This window comes from Enterobacter sp. JJBC (genome assembly GCF_036936505.1).
Classification (GTDB): Bacteria; Pseudomonadota; Gammaproteobacteria; order Enterobacterales; family Enterobacteriaceae; genus Enterobacter; species Enterobacter hormaechei_C.
The window spans coordinates 2,731,512-2,754,207 of sequence record NZ_CP136935.1; the positions used below are offsets into that span (position 1 = coordinate 2,731,512).

Annotated in this window: 16 protein-coding genes and 2 tRNA genes; 8 read left to right on the forward strand and 10 right to left on the reverse strand. The window is 53.9% G+C overall.

Annotated elements, in window-relative coordinates:
- The first annotated feature begins 344 nt into the window (after positions 1-344).
- A complete protein-coding gene (gene adhE, locus RY075_RS13265) occupies positions 345-3,026 on the forward strand; it encodes a bifunctional acetaldehyde-CoA/alcohol dehydrogenase (RefSeq protein ID WP_003856730.1) in 2,682 nt (893 codons plus the stop codon).
- 69 nt (positions 3,027-3,095) lie between these two features.
- On the opposite strand, the gene tdk is transcribed toward adhE, so the two are convergent.
- Positions 3,096-3,710 carry a thymidine kinase gene (tdk, locus tag RY075_RS13270; protein ID WP_003856726.1) on the reverse strand — a complete coding sequence of 205 codons (615 nt, stop codon included), beginning with the start codon at positions 3,708-3,710 and terminating at the stop codon, positions 3,096-3,098.
- A gap of 550 nt (positions 3,711-4,260) precedes the next feature.
- Here tdk and hns point away from each other — a divergent pair.
- Entirely contained in the window at positions 4,261-4,674 is a 414-nt protein-coding gene (gene hns / locus RY075_RS13275; RefSeq protein ID WP_003856724.1) for a histone-like nucleoid-structuring protein H-NS, read from the forward strand.
- A 202-nt stretch (positions 4,675-4,876) separates the two neighbouring features.
- On the opposite strand, the gene galU is transcribed toward hns, so the two are convergent.
- The 3 genes from galU to rssA form a co-directional block, all read right to left on the reverse strand.
- A complete protein-coding gene (galU, locus tag RY075_RS13280; protein WP_003856723.1) occupies positions 4,877-5,782 on the reverse strand; it encodes a UTP--glucose-1-phosphate uridylyltransferase GalU in 906 nt (301 codons plus the stop codon).
- A 199-nt stretch (positions 5,783-5,981) separates the two neighbouring features.
- On the reverse strand, positions 5,982-6,995 hold the full coding sequence (rssB, locus tag RY075_RS13285; RefSeq protein ID WP_003856721.1) for a two-component system response regulator RssB: 1,014 nt from the start codon (positions 6,993-6,995) through the stop codon (positions 5,982-5,984).
- A gap of 89 nt (positions 6,996-7,084) precedes the next feature.
- On the reverse strand, positions 7,085-7,987 hold the full coding sequence (gene rssA, locus RY075_RS13290; RefSeq protein WP_047054851.1) for a patatin-like phospholipase RssA: 903 nt from the start codon (positions 7,985-7,987) through the stop codon (positions 7,085-7,087).
- Positions 7,988-8,100: 113 nt separating this feature from the next.
- On the opposite strand from rssA, the gene RY075_RS13295 reads away from it, so the two are divergent.
- From RY075_RS13295 to RY075_RS13310, 4 genes are all read left to right on the forward strand, one after another.
- Positions 8,101-8,565 (forward strand): YchJ family protein, encoded by a 465-nt coding sequence (locus tag RY075_RS13295; RefSeq protein WP_003856717.1) that lies wholly within the window; start codon positions 8,101-8,103, stop codon positions 8,563-8,565.
- Positions 8,566-8,606: 41 nt separating this feature from the next.
- Complete coding sequence (gene purU, locus RY075_RS13300; RefSeq protein ID WP_003856715.1) at positions 8,607-9,449, forward strand: formyltetrahydrofolate deformylase; 843 nt, start codon at positions 8,607-8,609, stop codon at positions 9,447-9,449.
- Between the two features lie 157 nt (positions 9,450-9,606).
- Positions 9,607-9,691 (forward strand) — tRNA-Tyr (locus RY075_RS13305).
- 34 nt (positions 9,692-9,725) lie between these two features.
- Positions 9,726-9,810: transfer RNA gene (locus tag RY075_RS13310), tRNA-Tyr, on the forward strand.
- Between the two features lie 211 nt (positions 9,811-10,021).
- Here RY075_RS13310 and narI read toward each other — a convergent pair.
- The 5 genes from narI to RY075_RS13335 form a co-directional block, all read right to left on the reverse strand.
- Positions 10,022-10,699 carry a respiratory nitrate reductase subunit gamma gene (gene narI / locus RY075_RS13315; protein WP_003856712.1) on the reverse strand — a complete coding sequence of 226 codons (678 nt, stop codon included), beginning with the start codon at positions 10,697-10,699 and terminating at the stop codon, positions 10,022-10,024.
- The gene (gene narJ / locus RY075_RS13320) at positions 10,699-11,409 is read right to left on the reverse strand and encodes a nitrate reductase molybdenum cofactor assembly chaperone (protein WP_338627794.1); all 711 of its coding nucleotides are present in this window, start codon (positions 11,407-11,409) and stop codon (positions 10,699-10,701) included. The genes narI and narJ overlap by 1 nt, the downstream gene beginning before the upstream one ends.
- A complete protein-coding gene (gene narH, locus RY075_RS13325) occupies positions 11,406-12,941 on the reverse strand; it encodes a nitrate reductase subunit beta (RefSeq protein WP_017384243.1) in 1,536 nt (511 codons plus the stop codon). Before narH ends, narJ begins: the two co-directional genes overlap by 4 nt.
- Positions 12,938-16,681 (reverse strand): nitrate reductase subunit alpha, encoded by a 3,744-nt coding sequence (locus tag RY075_RS13330; protein ID WP_302378490.1) that lies wholly within the window; start codon positions 16,679-16,681, stop codon positions 12,938-12,940. Before RY075_RS13330 ends, narH begins: the two co-directional genes overlap by 4 nt.
- Before the next feature lie 381 nt (positions 16,682-17,062).
- Entirely contained in the window at positions 17,063-18,460 is a 1,398-nt protein-coding gene (locus RY075_RS13335; RefSeq protein WP_003856705.1) for a NarK family nitrate/nitrite MFS transporter, read from the reverse strand.
- Positions 18,461-18,769: 309 nt separating this feature from the next.
- Here RY075_RS13335 and narX point away from each other — a divergent pair, with 309 nt between their 5' ends.
- Positions 18,770-20,566: a nitrate/nitrite two-component system sensor histidine kinase NarX gene (gene narX / locus RY075_RS13340; protein ID WP_003856703.1), complete on the forward strand. Its 1,797-nt coding sequence runs from the start codon at positions 18,770-18,772 to the stop codon at positions 20,564-20,566.
- Positions 20,559-21,209 carry a two-component system response regulator NarL gene (gene narL, locus RY075_RS13345; protein ID WP_003856701.1) on the forward strand — a complete coding sequence of 217 codons (651 nt, stop codon included), beginning with the start codon at positions 20,559-20,561 and terminating at the stop codon, positions 21,207-21,209. Before narX ends, narL begins: the two co-directional genes overlap by 8 nt.
- 1 nt (position 21,210) lies before the next feature.
- Here narL and RY075_RS13350 read toward each other — a convergent pair whose 3' ends face one another.
- The gene (locus RY075_RS13350) at positions 21,211-22,629 is read right to left on the reverse strand and encodes a YchO/YchP family invasin (RefSeq protein ID WP_045346345.1); all 1,419 of its coding nucleotides are present in this window, start codon (positions 22,627-22,629) and stop codon (positions 21,211-21,213) included.
- Between the last annotated feature and the right edge of the window lie 67 nt (positions 22,630-22,696).

The following is a 22,696-nucleotide window of genomic DNA, read 5'->3' on the forward strand; positions in this document are numbered from 1 at the left end:
GTGTAATCAATGATATTGCCGCTTCCAATAGTTACTTAATTATTTAACAGTAGAATAATTAGCACAAAATAACCCTGCTGAAAGGTATCAGCTTAGGACAAAATTGATCTTGATCATAATTTTCGTACTCAGAAGTGAGTAATCTTGGTTACGCCGCCAGGGAGATCACCTATCAAAAAGGTATGATGCTAAGGTAAGGCTCTTTTAGTAAATTAGTGAGCTGGAGCAGTGAGTAATCCTTTGTTTTACTGTGTGTTACGCAAGTGGGATCGGCTCTGACTATACTGTCAGACGTATCGAGCGCTGGTTTACTAAAAGAGTTTAAACATTATCAGGAGAGCATTATGGCTGTTACCAATATCGCTGAACTGAACGCCCTCGTCGAGCGCGTAAAAAAAGCCCAGCGTGAATATGCCAATTTCACCCAAGAACAGGTTGATAAAATCTTCCGCGCGGCCGCTCTGGCTGCTGCTGATGCTCGAATCCCTCTCGCTAAAATGGCCGTTGCCGAATCCGGCATGGGTATCGTTGAAGATAAAGTGATCAAAAACCACTTTGCTTCAGAGTATATCTACAACGCCTATAAAGATGAGAAAACCTGCGGTGTGCTGTCAGAAGACGATACTTTCGGCACCATCACCATCGCAGAACCGATCGGCATCATTTGCGGTATCGTTCCAACCACTAACCCAACCTCTACCGCCATCTTCAAATCTCTCATCAGTCTGAAGACTCGTAACGCAATCATTTTCTCTCCGCATCCACGTGCGAAGGACGCCACCAACAAAGCAGCAGATATCGTGCTTCAGGCAGCCATTGCTGCGGGTGCGCCAAAAGATCTCATCGGCTGGATCGACCAACCTTCTGTTGAACTGTCCAACGCTCTGATGCATCACCCGGACATTAACCTGATTCTGGCGACCGGTGGTCCTGGTATGGTTAAAGCAGCATACAGCTCCGGTAAACCAGCCATCGGCGTAGGCGCAGGTAATACCCCTGTTGTGATCGACGAAACGGCAGATATCAAGCGTGCTGTTGCTTCTGTGCTGATGTCTAAAACCTTCGATAACGGCGTTATCTGTGCATCTGAACAGTCTGTTGTCGTGGTTGATTCGGTATACGACGCCGTTCGTGAACGTTTCGCCAGCCACGGCGGCTACCTGTTGCAAGGTAAAGAACTGAAAGCCGTTCAGGACGTGATCCTGAAAAATGGCGCGCTGAACGCAGCTATCGTAGGTCAGCCAGCGTATAAAATTGCTGAACTCGCTGGCTTTAGCGTCCCTGCTACCACCAAGATTCTGATTGGTGAAGTGAAAGTCGTTGATGAAAGTGAGCCGTTTGCTCACGAGAAACTCTCCCCAACGCTGGCAATGTACCGTGCGAAAGATTTTGATGACGCGGTAGAAAAAGCAGAGAAACTGGTGGCAATGGGCGGTATCGGCCACACCTCTTGCCTGTACACCGATCAGGATAACCAGCCTGAGCGTGTTGCTTACTTCGGTCAGAAGATGAAGACGGCACGTATCCTGATCAACACCCCTGCTTCTCAGGGTGGTATCGGTGATCTGTACAACTTCAAACTCGCACCTTCCCTGACTCTGGGTTGTGGTTCCTGGGGTGGTAACTCCATCTCTGAAAACGTTGGTCCAAAACACCTGATCAACAAGAAAACCGTTGCTAAGCGAGCTGAAAACATGTTGTGGCACAAACTTCCGAAATCTATCTACTTCCGCCGCGGCTCTCTGCCAATCGCGCTGGATGAAGTGATTACTGATGGCCACAAACGTGCGCTCATCGTGACTGACCGTTTCCTGTTCAACAATGGCTATGCAGACCAGATCACCTCTGTTCTGAAAGCGGCTGGCGTCGAAACTGAAGTCTTCTTTGAAGTTGAAGCTGACCCAACCCTGAGCGTTGTCCGTAAAGGTGCTGAGCTGGCGAACTCCTTCAAACCTGATGTGATCATCGCACTGGGTGGCGGTTCCCCAATGGACGCCGCGAAAATTATGTGGGTGATGTACGAGCATCCGGAAACTCACTTCGAAGAACTGGCGCTGCGCTTTATGGATATCCGTAAACGTATCTACAAGTTCCCGAAAATGGGCGTGAAAGCGAAAATGATCGCCGTCACCACCACATCCGGTACTGGTTCAGAAGTGACGCCATTTGCCGTTGTGACTGATGACGCAACCGGTCAGAAATACCCGCTGGCTGACTACGCACTGACGCCAGATATGGCTATCGTTGACGCCAACCTGGTCATGGAAATGCCGAAATCACTGTGTGCGTTCGGTGGTCTGGATGCGGTAACTCACGCTCTGGAAGCTTACGTTTCCGTACTGGCTTCTGAGTTCTCTGACGGTCAGGCTTTGCAGGCGCTGAAACTTCTGAAAGAAAACCTGCCAGCTTCTTACAACGAAGGTTCGAAAAACCCTGTTGCGCGTGAACGTGTACACAGTGCGGCAACAATCGCGGGCATCGCGTTTGCTAACGCCTTCCTGGGTGTCTGTCACTCTATGGCGCACAAGCTGGGTTCACAGTTCCACATTCCTCACGGTCTGGCGAACGCCCTGTTGATCAGCAACGTTATCCGCTATAACGCCAACGACAACCCAACCAAGCAAACTGCATTCAGCCAGTACGACCGTCCACAGGCGCGCCGTCGTTATGCTGAAATCGCCGATCACCTGGGTCTGAGCGCACCGGGCGACCGTACTGCCGCGAAGATCGAAAAACTGCTGGCATGGCTGGAAAGTCTGAAGGCGGAACTGGGTATTCCTAAATCTATCCGCGAAGCAGGCGTTCAGGAAGCTGACTTCCTCGCTCACGTAGATAAGCTGTCTGAAGATGCATTCGATGACCAGTGTACTGGTGCTAACCCGCGCTACCCACTGATTTCCGAACTGAAACAGATCCTGCTGGATACTTATTACGGTCGTAACTTCACTGAAAGCGATGTCGCAGCCGTAAAAGTTGAAATCCCCGCAGTTGTAAAGGCTGACAAGAAAGCGAAGAAAAACGCTTAGTTGACAGTGTGATAAAAAACCCGCCAGCGGCGGGTTTTTTTATATCTGAGGATCGGTAAAACATTCTTGTTATTTTCGATTGTCGCCCTGTAACGCCGTCAGCGAGCCTACAGCCAGCGCCTCTTTATAATGCTTGCGGCAGACCGAGACATAACGTTCATTGCCTCCTATCACCACCTGCTCGCCATCAGCATAGGGTTTACCCGACTGGTCCAGGCGAAGAACCATACTTGCCTTGCGGCCACAAAAGCAGATTGTTTTCAGCTCAACCAGCTTATCCGACCAGGCGAGCAAATACTGGCTGCCGGCAAATAACTCCCCACGAAAATCGGTACGTAATCCATAGCAAAGAACGGGAATATCCAGCTCATCAACGACCTCTGAAAGCGCATGGACCTGCTCACGGGTCAGGAACTGGCTTTCATCTACCAGCACGCAATGGACAGGCTTAGAGGCATGCTCGGCACGAATGTCCTCCAGCAGGTCCGTTTCAGGGTTAAACAGCCTTGCAGGCGATGAAAGCCCTATTCTTGAGCTTACCTTCCCTGCCCCAAAGCGATCGTCGATTTCGGCGGTATAAACAACGGTACGCATCCCCCGCTCCTGATAATTGTATGAGGATTGCAGTAACGCCGTCGATTTCCCTGCATTCATTGCCGAATAGTAGAAATAAAGTTGTGCCATTGGCCGAAGAACCCTAATCAATGTGAAATATTCCCGATGGATCATTGTACCATATTTTGTACCGTCATCAGCGGCGAGCAGCACACTCCAGCCTGCCATGCACCCGTAAATCCTTCGCGAGTAGCGCAAAATAATGCGTTAAAACAGGCAGTAAAGGCATTAAACACTGACAATAAGGTGAGACCGCAACCAGAGATAACACTTCTTTTTATAGTGTCTTCTTCGTTCATTAAAATTCACTATTTATTAACTATTCCTGGCTTCGCTGCGTTTACACGGGGTAATACAAAAGGCTGATATTTATCAACCGCAACTATAATTCCTGAGGTAAAAGTCACAAAACAAACATGCAAATGACGCGCTTTTGCCGTTTGAAACGATATCTCGCAGCCCCAACAAACAATGAAATTTAAGTTAGCGTAATTAATAATAGCGTCGTTTATTTTGTATTTTTTGAATTCCTTACATTCCCACCTATTGCACAAGTGAAATTAAGGCTCTATTATTAGGACAACAAACCCACCCCCATTATAAGTTTGAGATTACTACAATGAGCGAAGCACTTAAAATTCTGAACAACATCCGTACTCTTCGTGCGCAGGCAAGAGAATGTACCCTTGAGACGCTTGAAGAAATGCTCGAAAAATTAGAAGTTGTAGTTAACGAACGTCGTGAAGAAGAAAGCGCAGCTGCGGCTGAAATCGAAGAACGTACACGTAAACTGCAACAGTATCGCGAAATGCTGATTGCCGATGGTATCGATCCAAACGAATTGCTGAACAGCATGGCTGCGGCTAAAACCGGTACCAAAGCAAAACGCGCGGCACGTCCTGCTAAATATAGCTACATCGATGAGAACGGCGAAGAGAAAACCTGGACCGGCCAGGGCCGTACTCCTGCTGTAATCAAGAAAGCAATGGACGAACAAGGTAAACAACTGGATGACTTCCTGATCAAGGATTAATCTGGAAAGATTCTGAAAAATCCCGCTTAATGCGGGATTTTTTATGCCTGTAATATCCGTCCGAACATCTCCTTACATTCTGTCATATTGTGAGGCTCCGTATTTAACGTCCTTGACAATCCCCCGTCAATTACAGAGTGACAGGCATAAAAAAACCGGTGGGCGACGCCACACCGGTCTTGCTCACAGGCTGGTGAGTTTATTACTTAATACCCACGCTACCTTTGAGCCAGGCTTTAAATTCTTCACCCAGGCTGTTATGGCGAATACCATATTCGACGAATGCCTGCATATAACCGAGCTTATTCCCGCAGTCATGGCTCTTACCTTTCATATGGTAGGCTTCCACGGTCTCTTTCTCGATCAGCATATCGATAGCATCCGTCAGCTGGATTTCATCGCCCGCACCCGGAGGCGTTTTCGCCAGCAGCGCCCAAATTTCAGCGCTCAGTACGTAACGACCAACGACAGCAAGGTTAGACGGCGCGACGTCCGCTTTAGGTTTTTCAACAACGCCAACCATCGGTACGCTTTCGCCAGGTTGCAGGTCAACGCCTTTGCAGTCAACCACGCCGTAAGCGGTCACGTCGTCGACTGGCTCAACCATAATCTGGCTGCTGCCGGTTTCGTCGAAGCGTTTAATCATTTCCGCCAGGTTTTCCTGGGAAAGATCGGACTCGTACTCATCAAGGATCACATCAGGCAGAATAACCGCGACCGGCTCATCACCCACTACCGGGTGTGCACATAATACTGCGTGTCCCAGGCCTTTCGCCAGGCCCTGACGAACCTGCATAATGGTAACGTGTGGAGGACAAATAGACTGCACTTCCTCCAGCAGCTGGCGCTTAACACGTTTTTCCAGCATTGCTTCGAGTTCGAAACTGGTATCGAAATGGTTTTCGATAGAGTTTTTAGATGAATGCGTCACCAGCACAATTTCGGTGATACCTGCTGCAATACATTCATTCACGACATACTGGATTAATGGCTTATCAACCAGAGGCAGCATCTCTTTTGGGATTGCCTTCGTCGCTGGCAACATCCTGGTACCCAATCCCGCCACCGGGATAACGGCCTTTCTGACTTTCGAATTTAGGGCAGCCATTGAAATTCTCCTGAACTGTTCAAGTTTTGAACTTTTATGCATTGAATAACGCTTTGAGTATACAGTCTCAGCCACTAATACGGGTCTGAAAAGAACGCGTTGCCGATCAATTAAGACAAATACGCATGAAACTTGCAGCGATAGTAGCACTGCCAGCAAAAACACAGGTAAAGCAATCTGAAAAATAAAATCTGACTGCTTACTCCGTGGACAACATTAAGCGTAACCGCCCTCCGGCACCCCAAATTTGGCACTGCCAGGAGGTGCAGCGATGGCTAATTTGATTAAGGTAAGTATTTCCCAGCGTACCCAACGGCACGCCGTTACTCACCTGAATATGGTGTTCGCCAGTATTCAGTGTGGCATTTAATCCCGCAGACACCAGAATAAGGTTATTCAACCCGCTGTGATAATAACCAACCAGAAGCGGGAACTGCCCCGGTAAATTGGCCTGGCGAAAAAGTTGGTTGACCTGTTTTAGTAAACTGCCTAACTCAGGAAGTCGTTGCCCCTGATGGGATAATTGTTCCTGTAGCAATCCATTAAACAGCGCCCGGAGTAATAAGGCCGCCAGAACGCCGTTATCTCCCGCTCGGGTAACATCCAGGCAATAAAAAGCGAGGTCGGAATCCGAGAGCGGCGCAATATCCAGCACCAGTCCAGGCTGGTCAGCCGCTACCAGCTGGCGATAATTTACTCTGCAATGAGAGATATTTTGCTGCACCGGCGGCTGAAGTTCCTGAAGCAGCTTCGCGGCCGCGAGCGGATTACTGACTAAAGCATCCCAGTCCTGGAAAAGACGTTCTTCTTCTTCCACCCGGGAATTGAACATATTGGGATACAGGCAGGCCAACACCGTTTCGCGCAGACGGTTTAAATCTTTAACCGGTTTGAGCAGGATATCCTGCACTCCTAAACGCAACGCCTTAGCAATATCCGCCATATTTTCGGTGGCCGAGATCACCAGTATCGGTGTCTGATAACCTTCATTACGCAGGTTTTCTACCAGCATTAATCCGTCCATGCGCGGCATCTCAAGATCGCAGATCATCAGATCCGGCGCCATGCTGGCCATTTTTTCCAGTGCCTCGACGCCATCTTCGGCAAGGGACGTGGTTGCACCCAGTGAGGATAACCACGAATCCAGTAGCGATCGGAAAACGGGCTCGTCTTCTACTATCAAAATATGTTTTCCGGCCAATGGCTGTGTCATGGTTCCTCCCCTGGCTGACAGTTACTCAATAGTGGCATGCTATTGGTACTATCGCCTGTCAGATTTTGCTGAAGTAATCAAAAAAGTGCTCAACGTGCTGTACGCACAAAAGGCAACAGTTCATCTATTTTCTTTTCGACGGCTAACGAGCCCGCTGCTATGGCGGCCTCAGCCCGGTGGAAATCAAGGGTAGAGATTTGTGGACAATAGGGTTGAATAAGAATATCCGGAGGATCGCCAGCCATACGGTTTCGCTTCAGGCGATTCTCAAGAATTTGAATAGAGGTCGTCATGATTTCAATGGCGTTCGGTGCGGTCACCGCGCGACGGGCAGCCAGGCGCCCTATTCTGCCGCGTAATCGAGCATGCCAGGCAAGTTTCTCTTCTTCCGCATCATCGCTCTGAAGATTAACCGGCATCAAATCTTGCTGCATGAGGTGAGCATCGTGCTGTAAATCCACGGCAATAACGATATCCGCCCCCATGGCGCGCGTCAGAGAGACAGGGACAGGATTCACTACACCACCGTCAACGAGCCAGTAGCCGTTGTGAGGCACAGGCGCCATTAACCCAGGCATACTACAGGATGCACGAACGGCGAGATGAATATCCCCTTCGGTGAGCCATAACTCCCTGCCCGTACTGAGGTTGGTTGCAACGGCCCCGAAAGGCATTTGGCAGTGGCTGAAGTCAGCGAGGGGCATTATCTTGCGAAACTGATTGAACACGCGTTCGCCGCGCAGCAGGCCGCCACGCTGCCAGGAGAGATCCATCAGGCGCAGCACATCCCAGTAACTGAAGGAGCGCACCCAGCTTTCAAGCTCCTGGAGCTTACCGCAGGCGTACGCAGATCCGACCAGCGACCCGATAGAACATCCTGCAACAATATCAACGTCAATCCCCATCTGGTTTAAGGTATTGATAACGCCAATATGTGACCAACCCCGGGCAGCACCTGAGCCCAACGCCAGTCCAATTTTTACCTTTCTCATTAGCCCTGTTTTACTTCCCCTGGATTCCCGACATAGCGTCAACGCACCTGCTCAGTTAACATATTGCTACCTTAAGCGTTTAACGCCTTATTTTTTGTTCCAGGAAGAGAATCGTGTCTCAACTCTGCCCCTGTGGTAGCGCTCTGGAGTATAGCCTATGTTGCCAGCGATATCTTTCTGGCAAGCAGGTTGCACCAGACCCGTCACACCTTATGCGCTCGCGGTATACTGCTTTTGTGATCAAAAACGCAGACTACCTGATTAAAACCTGGCATCCGTCCTGCCATGCTGCCGATTTTCGCCAAGAGATTGAAGCCGGATTTGCTAACACCGTCTGGCTGGGCCTCACCGTCTTTGAAGCCGCTCCCGGCCGCGATGCGAACGAGGGCTATGTCAGTTTTGTCGCCCGCTTTAGCGAACAAAACAAACCCGGCGCCATCATAGAACGGTCACGGTTCTTAAAGGACAGCGGGCAATGGTATTATATTGACGGCACACGTCCGCAATTCGGTCGTAACGATCCCTGCCCCTGTGGTTCAGGAAAAAAATTTAAAAAGTGTTGCGGCAGTAATGCCTGACAACTCAGACTTCGCAAATACATAAACAGGATTTCCCGGCGATGCAATCATTACAACGTAAAGTTCTGCGCACTATCTGTCCCGATCAAAAAGGGCTGATCGCACGAATTACCAACATTTGCTACAAGCATGAACTGAATATCGTGCAGAACAACGAGTTCGTTGACCACCGTACCGGTCGCTTCTTTATGCGTACCGAACTGGAAGGCATTTTCAACGACACAACCCTGCTTGCCGATCTGGACAGCGCCCTGCCGGAAGGCTCGGTGCGCGAGCTGAACCCAGCGGGCCGTCGCCGTATTGTCATTCTGGTCACCAAAGAGGCGCACTGCCTGGGCGATCTGCTGATGAAAGCCAACTACGGTGGCCTGGACGTCGAAATTGCCGCCGTCATTGGCAACCACGAGACGCTGCGTACACTGGTAGAACGTTTCGACATTCCGTTTGAGCTGGTCAGTCACGAAGGCCATACCCGTGAAGAGCACGACAACCTTATGGCTGCTGCGATTGAAGCGCATAACCCGGACTACGTGGTGCTGGCGAAATATATGCGCGTGCTGACGCCATCCTTCGTGGCGCGCTTCCCGAACAAGATTATCAACATCCACCACTCCTTCCTGCCAGCCTTTATTGGCGCGCGTCCGTATCACCAGGCATACGAGCGTGGGGTGAAGATTATTGGCGCAACCGCGCACTACGTGAATGATAATCTGGATGAAGGCCCAATCATCATGCAGGACGTGATTCACGTGGATCACACCTACACGGCAGAAGATATGATGCGTGCTGGCCGTGACGTTGAGAAGAACGTACTAAGCCGTGCGCTGTATCAGGTACTTGCCCAGCGCGTCTTTGTGTACGGCAACAGAACGATTATTCTTTAATCCCTCGGAAAATGAATTGATTAGCTTTACGCCTTTGCGGATAAAAAGCAGGCAAACAGCTTCATTTTCCTAAAGGAATGCTTTACAGGGGCGTCTCATTTGATATGATGCGCCCCGCTTCCAACAGGAAGCAGGCCAGTTAAAAGCATTACCCCGTGGTGGGGTTCCCGAGCGGCCAAAGGGAGCAGACTGTAAATCTGCCGTCATCGACTTCGAAGGTTCGAATCCTTCCCCCACCACCATCTCCAGCTTTACCTCAAAATATGAATTACCCCTGGTGGGGTTCCCGAGCGGCCAAAGGGAGCAGACTGTAAATCTGCCGTCATCGACTTCGAAGGTTCGAATCCTTCCCCCACCACCATCACTTCCAGATTCTTTAGCACTATCCAAAAGCACAATGCCCCATGGTTCTCCCATGCGGGGAAGGATAAGAAGCTTCGACCAAGGTTCGATTCGAGCATAGTGAATTCTGTAGGCCGGGTAAGGCGCAACCGCCACCCGGCATCCGCACGAAACCCTGGATCGGGGACAAAAAAAACCCCGCATATGCGGGGTTGTATTAATACAGCGAATCAGCGACGAGCACGCACAACCTGATATTTGCGCGTCAGGTACTCCACCGGCGCACTCCAGATGTGCACCAGGCGAGAGAACGGGAACAGCACAAACAGGGTCATACCCAACACCAGGTGAACGCGGAAGATGAACGCCACGCCGTCCAGATGCTCAGAGGCGCCCCCGCGGAAGGTCACGACAGACTGCGCCCATCCCACCAGCTTCATCATCTCGCTGCCGTCCATATGCTGCGCAGAGAATGGAATGGTCAGCAGACCAAGCGCACACTGCACCATCAGCAGGGAGAGGATCAGGATGTCCGCTCCGGTCGTGGTAGCCCGCACGCGTGGGCTGAACAGACGGCGTTTCAGCAGCAACAGACCACCCACCAAGGTCATCACGCCGCAGGCGCCACCGGCGAGCATCGCCATCTTCTGCTTCACGTCAATCGGCAGCCACGCTTCGTACATCCAGTGCGGGGTCAGCATCCCCAGGAAGTGACCGGCGAAAATCCCCAAAATCCCGATGTGGAACAGGTTTGACGCCAGGTTCATCCCTTTACGATCCAGCATCTGGCTGGAGGCAGCACGCCAGGTGTACTGGCCATAGTCATAACGCAGCCAGCTTCCCACCAGGAACACGGTGCCCGCGATATACGGGTAAATGTCAAAGAAGAACATATTCAGGAAGTGCATTAGTGCTGTCCTCCGTTAGAGATATATAAATATTGCGGAGCCACCGCTCCGGCAAAACGACGCTGATGCGCGGAGATTTCAGATTCGCCACAGCTCTGGTCAGCAAAGAATTTCACCTGCTCTTCTTCCCAGACGGCATCCAGTGCTTGTGGGGTATCGTCCCGGGCTTCATCCGCGATTTTTTCCGCCACTTTTTGACTGTCAACCGAGGCGTTAGCCAGTTTCACCAGCAGATCAAACAGGACTGCATAGCTGCTCTCACGTTGCTGGAGACGCGCGCCGAGCAACGCCAGAATGGGAGCAATGTCCTGCAACCCGCCCAGCGCTTCCTCTTTCGGCAACTGCGCCAGATATTCCAGATACAGCGGCAGGTGATCCGGCAGCTCGCGGCTGTCGAGTTGCAAACCGTGCTGCTCGTACTGGGCCATCAGATCCACCATCGCCTGACCACGGTCGCGGGATTCACCGTGAACGTGTTCGAACAGCAGCAGAGACGTGGCACGACCCCGGTCAAACAGCTGGCTGTAGTCCGCCTGCGCATCAAGAAGATCGCGCGCCAGCAGATCGCGGAGGAAAACGCCCAGCTTCTGGGCATCCTCTTTATCCAGGTTTTCAGATGACGCGAGTGCATCAAAGAGTTCCTGTTGATGCTGCACAAGCGCAGCATCAGGGTACTCGAGCAGACGCGAAACAATGACGAGTTCAATCATTGGTGCGGCTCCGTTTTGCTGGTCACATCCATCGCGTCGATGCGGCGGCTGTTGAACAGGTTGAATTTGCTGTCTGACCCGTGGCAACCGTCGCCAAAGGTAAAGCCACACCCACTTTTCTCCGGGAAGGCCTCGCGAGCCAGTTCACGGTGGCTGCTCGGCACCACGAAACGATCTTCGTAGTTAGCGATTGCCAGATAGCGGTACATCTCCTGCGCCTGCGCTTCGGTCAGACCAACCTCTTCCAGCGCGCGGGTATCGTTCACGCCGTCAACAGTTTCCGCACGTTTGAAGTGACGCATCGCCAGCATACGTTTCAGCGCCAGCAGTACCGGCTGGGTATCCCCGGCGGTGAGCAGGTTGGCCAGATACTGAACCGGGATACGCAGGCTTTCCACGTCCGGCAGAATGCCGTTGCTGCCCAGTTCACCCGCATCCGCCGCAGACTGAATCGGAGACAGCGGCGGCACGTACCAGACCATCGGCAGCGTGCGGTATTCCGGGTGCAGCGGCAGGGCCAGCTTCCAGTCCATCGCCATTTTGTACACCGGAGACTGCTGTGCGGCGTCAATCACGCTCTGCGGAATACCGTCTTTCAGCGCCTGCTCAATAACCTTCGGATCGTTTGGATCGAGGAAGACATCCAGTTGACGCTGATACAGATCTTTCTCGTTCTCGGTGCTTGCGGCATTTTCAATCGCGTCCGCGTCGTACAGCAGCACGCCGAGGTAGCGGATACGACCTACGCAGCTCTCTGAGCAGACGGTCGGCATACCGGCTTCGATACGCGGGTAGCAGAAGATGCACTTCTCAGACTTACCGCTCTTCCAGTTGAAGTAGATTTTTTTGTACGGGCAGCCGGTGATGCACATACGCCAGCCGCGGCACTTGTCCTGGTCGATCAGCACAATGCCATCTTCTTCACGCTTGTAGATGGCGCCGCTTGGGCAGGTCGCCACGCACGCCGGGTTAAGGCAGTGTTCGCACAGGCGCGGCAGGTACATCATGAAGGTGTTTTCGAACTGGCCGTACATCGCCTTCTGCATGTTCTCGAAGTTCTGGTCTTTGGCGCGTTTTTCGAACTCGCCGCCCAGAATCTCTTCCCAGTTTGGACCGCTGGTAATTTTGTCCATGCGCTGGCCGGTGATCAGCGAGCGAGGACGGGCGATCGGCTGGTGTTTGCTTTCCGGCGCGTTGTGCAGGTTCTGGTAGTCGTAATCAAATGGCTCGTAGTAATCATCGATGCCCGGCAGATGCGGGTTAGCGAAGATTTTACCCAGCAGCATGGCACGGTTACCCATGCGCGGTTGCAGTTTGCCGTTGATTTTACGGATCCAGCCCCCCTTCCATTTCTCCTGGTTTTCCCAGTCGGTCGGGAAGCCGGTGCCCGGCTTACTTTCCACGTTGTTGAACCAGGCGTACTCCATACCTTCACGGCTGGTCCAGACGTTTTTACAGGTGACTGAGCAGGTATGACAGCCGATGCATTTATCCAGATTCAGCACCATGCCGACTTGTGAACGAATTTTCATTTTACGCTCTCCTGTACCTGGTCATTACCTTCGCCATCTAACCAGTTAATATTCTTCATCTTACGTACCACCACGAACTCATCGCGGTTCGATCCTACGGTGCCGTAGTAGTTAAAGCCGTAGGCCAGCTGGGCATAACCACCGATCATGTGGGTCGGCTTCGGCGTAATACGGGTCACGGAGTTGTGAATACCGCCGCGCTGTTCGGTGATCTCAGACCCCGGCAGGTTAACGATACGTTCCTGCGCGTGGTACATCATGGTCATCCCGGCCGGTACACGCTGGCTCACCACCGCACGTGCCGTCAGGGCACCGTTGCTGTTGAACACTTCAATCCAGTCGTTATCTTCGATACCCAGATCTTTGGCGTCCGCTTCGCTCATCCAGACGATTGGCCCCCCGCGCGACAGGGTCAGCATCAGCAGGTTGTCGCTATAGGTGGAGTGGATACCCCACTTCTGGTGCGGCGTCAGGAAGTTCAGCGCCTTCTCAGGGTTACCGTTTGATTTCGCACCCATCACCGCTTTCACGGAGCGGGTGTCGATTGGCGGACGGTACACAAGCAGGCTTTCACCGAAGTCACGCATCCACTGGTGGTCCTGATACAGAGACTGACGGCCAGAAAGCGTGCGCCATGGGATCAGCTCGTGAACGTTGGTGTATCCGGCGTTATAGGACACATGTTCATCTTCGAGGCCAGACCAGGTCGGGCTGGAGATAATCTTGCGCGGCTGGGCCTGAATATCGCGGAAGCGGATTTTCTCTTCCTCTTTATTCTTCGCCAGGTGCGTATGGTCACGACCGGTAAACTCGCTCAGGGCCGCCCAGGCTTTCACCGCCACGTGGCCGTTGGTTTCCGGGGCCAGGGTCAGGATCATTTCCGCCGCATCAATCGCCGTGTTCAGCATCGGCTGGCCTTTCGCCGGGCCGTCCGCTTTGGTGTAATTGAGCTTGCGCAGCAGGTCCATTTCACTCTGGGTGTTCCAGGCGATCCCTTTCCCGCCGTTACCGATTTTTTCCATCAGCGGGCCGATAGAGGTAAAGCGCTCGTACGTTGCCGGGTAATCACGTTCAACCGGAATAATGTGCGGCGCGGTTACGCCTGGGATCAGGTCGCACTCGCCTTTTTTCCAGTCCTTCACGTCCAGCGGTTGCGCCAGTTCGGCAGCGGAGTCGTGCTGGATTGGCAGCGTCACCACGTCGGTCTCTTTGCCCAGGTGCCCTACACAGACTTCGGAGAATTTCTTCGCGATGTCTTTGTAGATTTCCCAGTCGCTTTTTGATTCCCATGCCGGGTCAACGGCCGCAGACAGCGGATGAATAAACGGATGCATATCCGACGTATTCATGTCGTCTTTTTCGTACCAGGTGGCGGTAGGCAGCACGATATCGGAGTACAGGCAGGTACTGGACAGACGGAAGTCCAGCGTTACCACCAGATCCAGCTTGCCGTCCAGACCGTTGTCTTTCCATTCAACTTCTTCTGGCTTCACGCCGCCCTGCTTGCCGAGATCTTTACCCTGAATACCGTTTTCGGTACCGAGCAGGTATTTCAGCATGTATTCATGGCCTTTACCGGACGAACCCAGCAGGTTAGAGCGCCAGATGAACAGGTTACGCGGATGGTTTTTACCGTTCTCCGGCTGTTCTGCCGCGAAGCGGATTGAGCCGTCTTTGAGGGATTTAACGGTGTAGTCAACCGGTGACATGCCCGCTTTCTTCGCCGCTTCCGCAATGCGCAGCGGGTTCGTGCCCAGCTGCGGCGCAGACGGCAGCCAGCCCATACGCTCAGCGCGCACGTTGAAGTCAATCAGGTGGCCGCTGTAGCGGGATTTATCCGCCATCGGCGACAGCAGTTCCTGGGCGGTAACCGTCTCGTAGCGCCACTGGCTGGAGTGGTTATAGAAGTAGGAGGTGCTGTTCATGTGACGGGCCGGACGCTGCCAGTCAAGGGCAAACGCCAGCGGCTGCCAGCCGGTCTGCGGACGCAGTTTTTCCTGGCCCACGTAGTGCGCCCAGCCGCCGCCGCTCTGCCCGACGCAGCCGCAGAAGATCAGCATGTTGATCAGGCCGCGATAGTTCATATCGAGGTGATACCAGTGGTTCAGACCGGCACCGACGATGATCATGGAGCGACCGTGGGTTTTGTTGGCGTTTTCCGCAAATTCACGCGCGATACGGGTGATCTGCGCGCGTGGCACGCCGGTGATCTGCTCCGCCCAGGCCGGGGTATAAGCCTTCACGTCATCATAGCTGGTCGCGCAGTTTTCATCGTTCAGGCCGCGCTCCAGGCCGTAGTTCGCCATGGTCAGATCGTAGACGGTAGTGACCAGAGCAGTAGAACCGTCCGCCAGTTGCAGGCGCTTAACCGGCAGTTTGTGCATCAGAACGTTTTGCAGCTCAACCTTGTTGAAGTGCTCGGAACCTTCACCACCAAAGTACGGGAAGCCGACATCGGCGATCTCATCCTGGCTGCCCAGCATGCTGAGACGAAGTTCCGTCTCTTCACCCGTGGTGCCGTTACGCTGCTCCAGGTTCCATTTGCCTTTTTCGCCCCAGCGGAAGCCGATAGAGCCGTTTGGCGCCACCAGCTCGCCGTTGCTGTTGCAGGCGACCGTTTTCCACTCCGGGTTGTTTTCCTGACCCAGCGCGTCCACCAGATCCGCGGCACGCAGCATACGGCCTGCGGCGTAATAGCCGTCACGCTCTTCGAGCATCACCAGCATTGGCATGTCGGTGTAGCGACGCACGTAATCGGTGAAATACTGGCTTGGCTTGTCGAGGTGGAATTCACGCAACATTACGTGGCCCATCGCCAGCGCCATGGCGGCATCGGTACCCTGTTTCGGCGCCAGCCACAGGTCGCACAGCTTGGCGATTTCGGCGTAGTCCGGGGTCACGGCAACGGTTTTGGTCCCTTTGTAACGTACTTCGGTAAAGAAGTGCGCATCCGGGGTACGGGTCTGCGGAACGTTAGAGCCCCAGGCGATGATGTAGCTGGAGTTGTACCAGTCAGCGGACTCCGGCACGTCGGTCTGCTCGCCCCAGGTCTGTGGCGACGCTGGCGGCAGGTCGCAGTACCAGTCGTAGAAGCTCAGGCAGGTTCCGCCGATGAGTGACAGGTAGCGCGCGCCGGAGGCGTAAGAGACCATCGACATCGCCGGGATTGGCGAGAAGCCTGCCACACGGTCAGGACCGAAAGTTTTCACGGTGTAGACGTTGGAAGCCGCAATCAGCTCGTTCACCTCTTTCCAGGAAGAACGAACGAAACCACCGCGACCACGCGCCTGCTTGAAGCTTTTCGCTTTGTCGGCATCTTCAATGATGGAGGCCCAGGCATCAACCGGATCGCTGTGCTGCACTTTCGCTTCACGCCACATTTTCATCAGGCGTTTACGCATCAGCGGGTATTTCAGTCGGTTGGCGCTGTAGAGATACCAGGAGTAGCTGGCCCCACGCGGGCAGCCACGCGGCTCGTGGTTCGGCATATCCGGACGGGTACGCGGATAATCGGTCTGCTGCATTTCCCAGGTCACCAGACCGTTTTTAACGAAAATCTTCCAGCTACATGAGCCAGTGCAGTTTACGCCGTGGGTAGAACGGACAACTTTGTCATGCTGCCAGCGTTGACGGTAACCGTCTTCCCAGTCCCGGTTGGTATCCAGAACCTGGCCGTGCCCATCGGCAAAAGTTTCACCCTTCTGTTTGAAGTAGCGAAACCGGTCCAAAAATTTGCTCATCGGGTATCTCCTGTGTGGAGCCTGTGGCTCTCTAAATCGACATTGCTGATTTGCAGCGAAGGTAACGCTATGAAAGATGGTGAGAATTGATAACGATCAAGACGAAGGGGGACTCTGAGGGGGGGTATTAGATCAAATACCACCAAAGCGGTAGCTGTTAATATTTTTTAACCTTATGATTTATATAGATATATTTTATTTATCGTACAATAAGCGAGGCAAAATTTAACATCTTAGGTATTAAGGGGTAGAAACACCTGTAAAGCGATGGCGATCACAGCGTGACCTGCGGGTGAGCACGGGTAACGCCATTAGTATGTTGTAACTATTCAGCGATTAAAAAAAGCGCGGCACTCAGGCCGCGCAAACGGATAATCAAGCTTACTTGTTTTTCTTGGTATTACGGCCATATACCAGCCAGGTGATGACCACGCAGGCGATATAGAAGACGAGGAATACTTTCATCGCACCCGCCGGAGAGCCGGTCAGATCCAGTGAGATACCGAACGCTTTTGGAATAAAGAAGCCACCAATCGCGCCTATCGCAGAGATAAACCCAAGCGCCGCAGCGGTATCGGTGGCGGCTTCACGCATTGCCTGCTCGTCGCTCCCACCCTGCGCTTTCACGCGGTCCATGGTCAGCTTGCGGAAGATGACAGAGATCATCTGGAAAGTAGATGCACTGCCCAGCCCGGCGGTCAGGAACAGCACCATGAAGACGCCGAAGAAGGCAAAGAAGTTACCCCCCTCACCACCCGCAGGCAGCGTCAGGAACAGCAGCGCACAGAAGATGGCCATTACAACAAAGTTCACCAGCGTAACGCGCGTCCCGCCCAGACGGTCGGAGATCATCCCGCCCAGCGAACGTGCCAGCGCGCCGATAAACGGACCGAAGAAGGCAAACTGAAGGATCTGCACGTCCGGGAACTGGGTTTTAGACAGCATGGCAAAGCCTGCGGAGAAACCGATGAACGAGCCGAAGGTCGCCAGATACAGCAGCGCCATCACCCACAGGTGGCCACGCTTCAGAACCGGCAGCTGCTCGCTCAGTGACGCTTTGGACGCGGACAGATCGTTCATGAAGAACCACGCCGCCAGGGTAAAGACCACCAGGAACGGTACCCAAATCCAGGAGGCGTTTTGCAGGAACAGCACGGAACCGTCGGGCTGCGTCACACCGCCGCCGCCAAAGGCCGCAAAGATGGAGACAGAGATCGCCAGCGGGGCAATCAGCTGCATCACGCTCACGCCCATGTTACCCAGACCGCCGTTAATGCCCAGCGCGCCACCCTGCTTCGCTTTCGGGAAGAAGAAGCTGATGTTTGCCATACTGGACGCAAAGTTCGCCCCCGCAAAACCGCACAGCAGAGAGATAATCACGAACACGCTAAACGGTGTGGAGGTATCCTGCACCGCAAAACCGAGCCACACGCACGGTATGATCATGATCCCGGTACTGAAAGCCGTCCAGCGACGACCACCAAAGACCGGCACCATAAACGCATAAGGAACGCGCAGCAGTGCGCCTGAAAGCGACGGCAACGCGGTCAACATAAACAGCTGGTCGGTGGTAAAGGTAAAGCCCACTTTTGGCAGGTTAACCGCAACCGCACTGAACAACATCCAGACGCAAAACGCCAGTAACAGACATGGAACGGAAATCCACAGATTACGACTTGCTACACGGTGGCCGCGCTGTTGCCAGAACGCCGGATCCTCTGGACGCCAGTCTGTAATAACGGCACCAGTTTCCCTTTCGGGAGCGGAAGAGTGACTCATAGACACCTCTGATTCTCGAATGATGCTGCAAACATTAGGGCTTTAGAGCGGCGGTAAGTTGATATAAATCAAAGGAAAAGTGGGAGGTTTTGCGGCAAAAAAAAAGCCATCACTCTTAATGAGTAGATGCAAAACGTAAAAAAGGTGTGGTTTTTCACGGTGCTGAGGCATCCCTGCTTCGTCCACCCACTAACCGTTACCTCTCTGGCAATTTAGAGGTAATCCTTTATTGGTATGGGTATACTCCAGGGTATGCACCAGAATAGCGCCATTCCTGCAATCAGGTCACGTCAGGAGCCCGGCAACTCTATGTTAAAAAGATGTTTATCTCCGCTGACGCTGGTTAACCAGCTGGCGCTTATTGTTCTGCTGTCCACCGCTATCGGTGTGACCGGCATGGCTATTTCTGGCTGGCTGGTACAGGGTGTACAGGGTAACGCGCATGCCATCAACGAGGCAGGCTCGCTACGTATGCAGAGTTACCGGCTACTGGCGTCGGTGCCGCTGACGCAGGCTGACCAACCGCTTATCGACGAAATGGAGCGTACCGCATTCAGCCCTGAACTGGAAAGAGCCGCCATCCGTGACGGTCAGCAATCTCAGCTTAAGGCGCTTCAGGGCTACTGGCATACCCAGCTGGAGCCCGGCTTAAAGCGGGCGGAAGACCGGGAAACGGTCGCCCAGGATGTCGCCGGGTTTGTGTCACGCATCGATCATCTTGTCTCCTCATTCGATCGCACCACAGAGTTACGCATTGACCGTGTGGTGATGGTTCACCGCGCAATGGCGCTGTTTATGGGTTTGCTGCTGATTTTCACGGTTATCTGGCTGCGCGCGCGGTTGCTTAACCCCTGGAAACAGCTCCTGGCGATGGCCCGCGCCGTCACACAGCGCGATTTTACCCAGCGCACGCACATCAGCGGGCGCAACGAAATGGCGATGCTTGGCGAGGCGCTCAATACCATGTCGGCAGAGCTATCAGAGAGCTACGCGGTACTGGAACAACGCGTCCAGGAGAAAACCGCCGGGCTTGAGCAAAAAAACGAGATCCTCTCTTTCCTCTGGCAGGCGAACCGTCGCCTGCATATGCAGGTACCGCTTTGCGAACGTCTCTCGCCAGTACTGAACGGCCTGCAAAACCTGACTCTGCTCCGCGATCTTGAGCTTCGGGTTTACGACGTTGAAGATGAGGAAAACCATCAGGAATTTACCTGTCAGTCGGACATCTCCTGCGACGATAAAGGGTGTCATCTGTGCCCGCGCGGCTTGCCGCCGCTTACCACCAGCGGCACGACCCTCAAGTGGCGGCTGATGGACAGCCATACCCAGTACGGTATTTTGCTGGCCACCCTGCCCGCCGGACGTCACCTGAGCCACGACCAGCAGCAGTTGGTCGATACGCTTGTTGAGCAGCTCACGGCCACGCTGGCGCTCGACCGCCACCAGGAGAAACAGCAGCAGCTGATCGTGATGGAGGAGCGTGCCACCATCGCCCGCGAGCTGCACGACTCCATCGCCCAGTCCCTCTCCTGCATGAAGATGCAGGTGAGCTGCCTGCAAATGCAGGACGAAGGCATGCCCGAGAGCAGCAAACAGCTGCTCAGCCAGATCCGCAACGAGCTTAACACCTCGTGGGTTCAGCTTCGCGAGCTGCTGACCACCTTCCGTTTGCAGCTCACCGAGCCGGGGCTGCGCCCTGCGCTGGAGTCCAGCTGTCAGGAGTTTAGTGCCCGGCTGGGCTTCCCGGTGAAGCTGGATTACCAGCTGCCACCGCGTTTTGTCCCCTCTCACCAGGCGATCCATTTGCTGCAAATTGCCCGTGAAGCCCTGAGCAACGTGCTCAAGCATGCCGAGGCGACGGCCGTTACGGTCACCGTCAGCTGCCAGGATAATCAGGTGAAGCTCAGGGTTCAGGATAACGGCCGCGGCGTGCCGGAAAATGCCGAACGAACGAACCATTATGGTTTAATTATCATGCGAGACCGCGCGCAAAGCCTGCGCGGTGATTGCCAGGTTCGCCGGGGAGAGTCAGGTGGCACCGAAGTAGTGGTCACCTTTATACCCGAAAAGCCCCTCATAACTGCTCAAGGAGAAAACCATGACTAATCAGGAACCGGCATCTATCCTGTTGATTGACGATCATCCGATGCTGCGCACTGGCGTTAAACAGCTTGTCAGCATGGCGCCAGATATCACCGTCGTCGGGGAAGCCAGCAACGGCGAACAGGGTATTGAACTTGCCGAATCGCTCGATCCTGATTTGATCTTGCTCGATCTCAACATGCCGGGCATGAATGGCCTGGAAACCCTCGACAAGCTGCGGGAGAAATCCCTCTCTGGCCGGGTGGTGGTCTTCAGCGTCTCAAACCATGAAGAAGACGTGGTCACCGCCCTCAAGCGAGGGGCAGACGGCTATCTGCTGAAAGATATGGAGCCGGAAGATCTGCTCAAGGCGCTGCAACAGGCTGCCGCAGGCGAGATGGTGCTGAGTGAAGCGTTAACGCCGGTACTGGCCGCCAGCCTGCGTGCGAACCGCGCCACGTCTGACCGCGACGTTAGCCAGTTGACCCCGCGCGAGCGTGACATTCTGAAGCTGATTGCCCAGGGGCTGCCGAACAAAATGATCGCCCGCCGTCTGGACATCACCGAGAGCACGGTCAAAGTGCATGTCAAACACATGCTGAAAAAAATGAAGTTAAAATCCCGCGTCGAAGCCGCCGTCTGGGTGCATCAGGAGCGCATTTTTTAACTTACTCATCCGGCAGCAACTTCCACCGTGGATCGTCGGCAGGCATTGCGACGAGCGGTTGCACCACGGAAAGCGTGATCTCATTGGAGGAGACACGCTGCCCATCCTTATCTTCCACCACGGCCGTTAGCCGCCATGCGTTTTTCGCCCCTTCTGAATCATCCCATGCAGGCATGATCACACTCCAGCCATCGCTGCTGTTGCCGTTTGCCGGTGAGGTCAGGCTGAGCGCCTGGGTATCACCCAGCCAGTGGATCTGCCGGATACCGTGCTTGCTGCGAATTTGCAGCTTCAGCATCACGGTTTCGCCTGGCTTAAGATCCCACGGCGGCGTGGCCAGATATACCGAGAGGGTTTTGCGCTGACGGAATTCCATCACGGGCAGATTATCGCGCTCAGGTGAATCATAGCGGCTGCCCCGCAGCGAGCGCGTCGCCGCCACTTCCCCGGCGGAAAGCTGTTTCGCCAGCGGCACGCCAAAGCGATAGTTGAGCTTCAGCCCGAGGTTATTCTGGCTAACGCCGCTCTCCCCCTGCTTATGGGCAGCCGTCAGGGTGACCAGCGGAACGGGGGTATAGTTCAGCCCCAGGTTGACCGCAACCGGATTGTGATACCCCGTACCGCTGTTAAACAGATCGACGTTATCGCCAAAATACTGTTCAAAGCTGACGCTGGTGTTCAGGTGATGAAACCAGGGAAGCCAGGCTTTGGCCGTTACGTCGTACCCGCGCGCCATGCGCTGTTCGCGGATGTCGGAACGCGGCTGCCAGCCAGCGAACGGCTGGTAGTAATTGGCCGACAGGCGCAGGTTTTCACCCCAAGCCTCTGCGCCCAGCCCGGCACGTTGCAGGTTGTCTTCCAGCAGGTTGTCGTAAAAGGTGTTGTAGCCCAGCAGCCAGTTTCCGGCAACCCAGCGCTGCCCGATCCCGACATTACTCACCAGCCCATCTGTCTGCTGCGTCAGGCCAAGCTGGCTCCAGCTCAGATAACGGGTGTTGTCGTTCCAGGGGATAAACCAGCTACCGCTGCTGCCGTTAAAGTTGCCGTCGTCATCCACCAGTACATTGACGTTGGCGTTTCCCCAGGGTGAAAGCCAGGATTCAATCTGCTCGTTGACTTCCCCACTGACGGCATCCCGCACTTTGCCAAACGCGAACTGTCGCGCCTGCTGCCCCGCCGTCAGGCCGTTATCGGTCATACTGGCTTCACCGAAGGCCTTTGCCATTTCAGCCAGATGCTTTTCGCCTTCGGTGGTCGGTTGCGCCATACCGAGATCCGGCAGGCTATCGCCGTTATTATCAAACGGATTCTGCGCCTGCTGCACGAAGGATTTCGGCGCACCGTGAACGGCTCCAGCCGTAAAAAGGGAGAGTAACAGCAAAAAACGGATGCGGGACGATACAGCCTTCAACGTCGTCAATCAGAACCTGTGTTTATGAACAAACACTTATTATGTTAACGCCATAAGCCCTGAAAACCAGTCTTAA

Excerpts from the sequence above, each read along its gene's own strand:
- RY075_RS13335 (WP_003856705.1), bottom strand. The coding sequence starts at position 18,460 with ATGAGTCACTCTTCCGCTCCCGAAAGGGAAACTGGTGCCGTTATTACA.
- narX (WP_003856703.1), top strand. The coding sequence starts at position 18,770 with ATGTTAAAAAGATGTTTATCTCCGCTGACGCTGGTTAACCAGCTGGCG.
- RY075_RS13330 (WP_302378490.1), bottom strand. The coding sequence starts at position 16,681 with ATGAGCAAATTTTTGGACCGGTTTCGCTACTTCAAACAGAAGGGTGAA.
- hns (WP_003856724.1), top strand. The coding sequence starts at position 4,261 with ATGAGCGAAGCACTTAAAATTCTGAACAACATCCGTACTCTTCGTGCG.
- tdk (WP_003856726.1), bottom strand. The coding sequence starts at position 3,710 with ATGGCACAACTTTATTTCTACTATTCGGCAATGAATGCAGGGAAATCG.
- rssA (WP_047054851.1), bottom strand. The coding sequence starts at position 7,987 with ATGAGAAAGGTAAAAATTGGACTGGCGTTGGGCTCAGGTGCTGCCCGG.
- purU (WP_003856715.1), top strand. The coding sequence starts at position 8,607 with ATGCAATCATTACAACGTAAAGTTCTGCGCACTATCTGTCCCGATCAA.
- narJ (WP_338627794.1), bottom strand. The coding sequence starts at position 11,409 with ATGATTGAACTCGTCATTGTTTCGCGTCTGCTCGAGTACCCTGATGCT.
- adhE (WP_003856730.1), top strand. The coding sequence starts at position 345 with ATGGCTGTTACCAATATCGCTGAACTGAACGCCCTCGTCGAGCGCGTA.
- narI (WP_003856712.1), bottom strand. The coding sequence starts at position 10,699 with ATGCACTTCCTGAATATGTTCTTCTTTGACATTTACCCGTATATCGCG.
- galU (WP_003856723.1), bottom strand. The coding sequence starts at position 5,782 with ATGGCTGCCCTAAATTCGAAAGTCAGAAAGGCCGTTATCCCGGTGGCG.
- rssB (WP_003856721.1), bottom strand. The coding sequence starts at position 6,995 with ATGACACAGCCATTGGCCGGAAAACATATTTTGATAGTAGAAGACGAG.
- narH (WP_017384243.1), bottom strand. The coding sequence starts at position 12,941 with ATGAAAATTCGTTCACAAGTCGGCATGGTGCTGAATCTGGATAAATGC.
- narL (WP_003856701.1), top strand. The coding sequence starts at position 20,559 with ATGACTAATCAGGAACCGGCATCTATCCTGTTGATTGACGATCATCCG.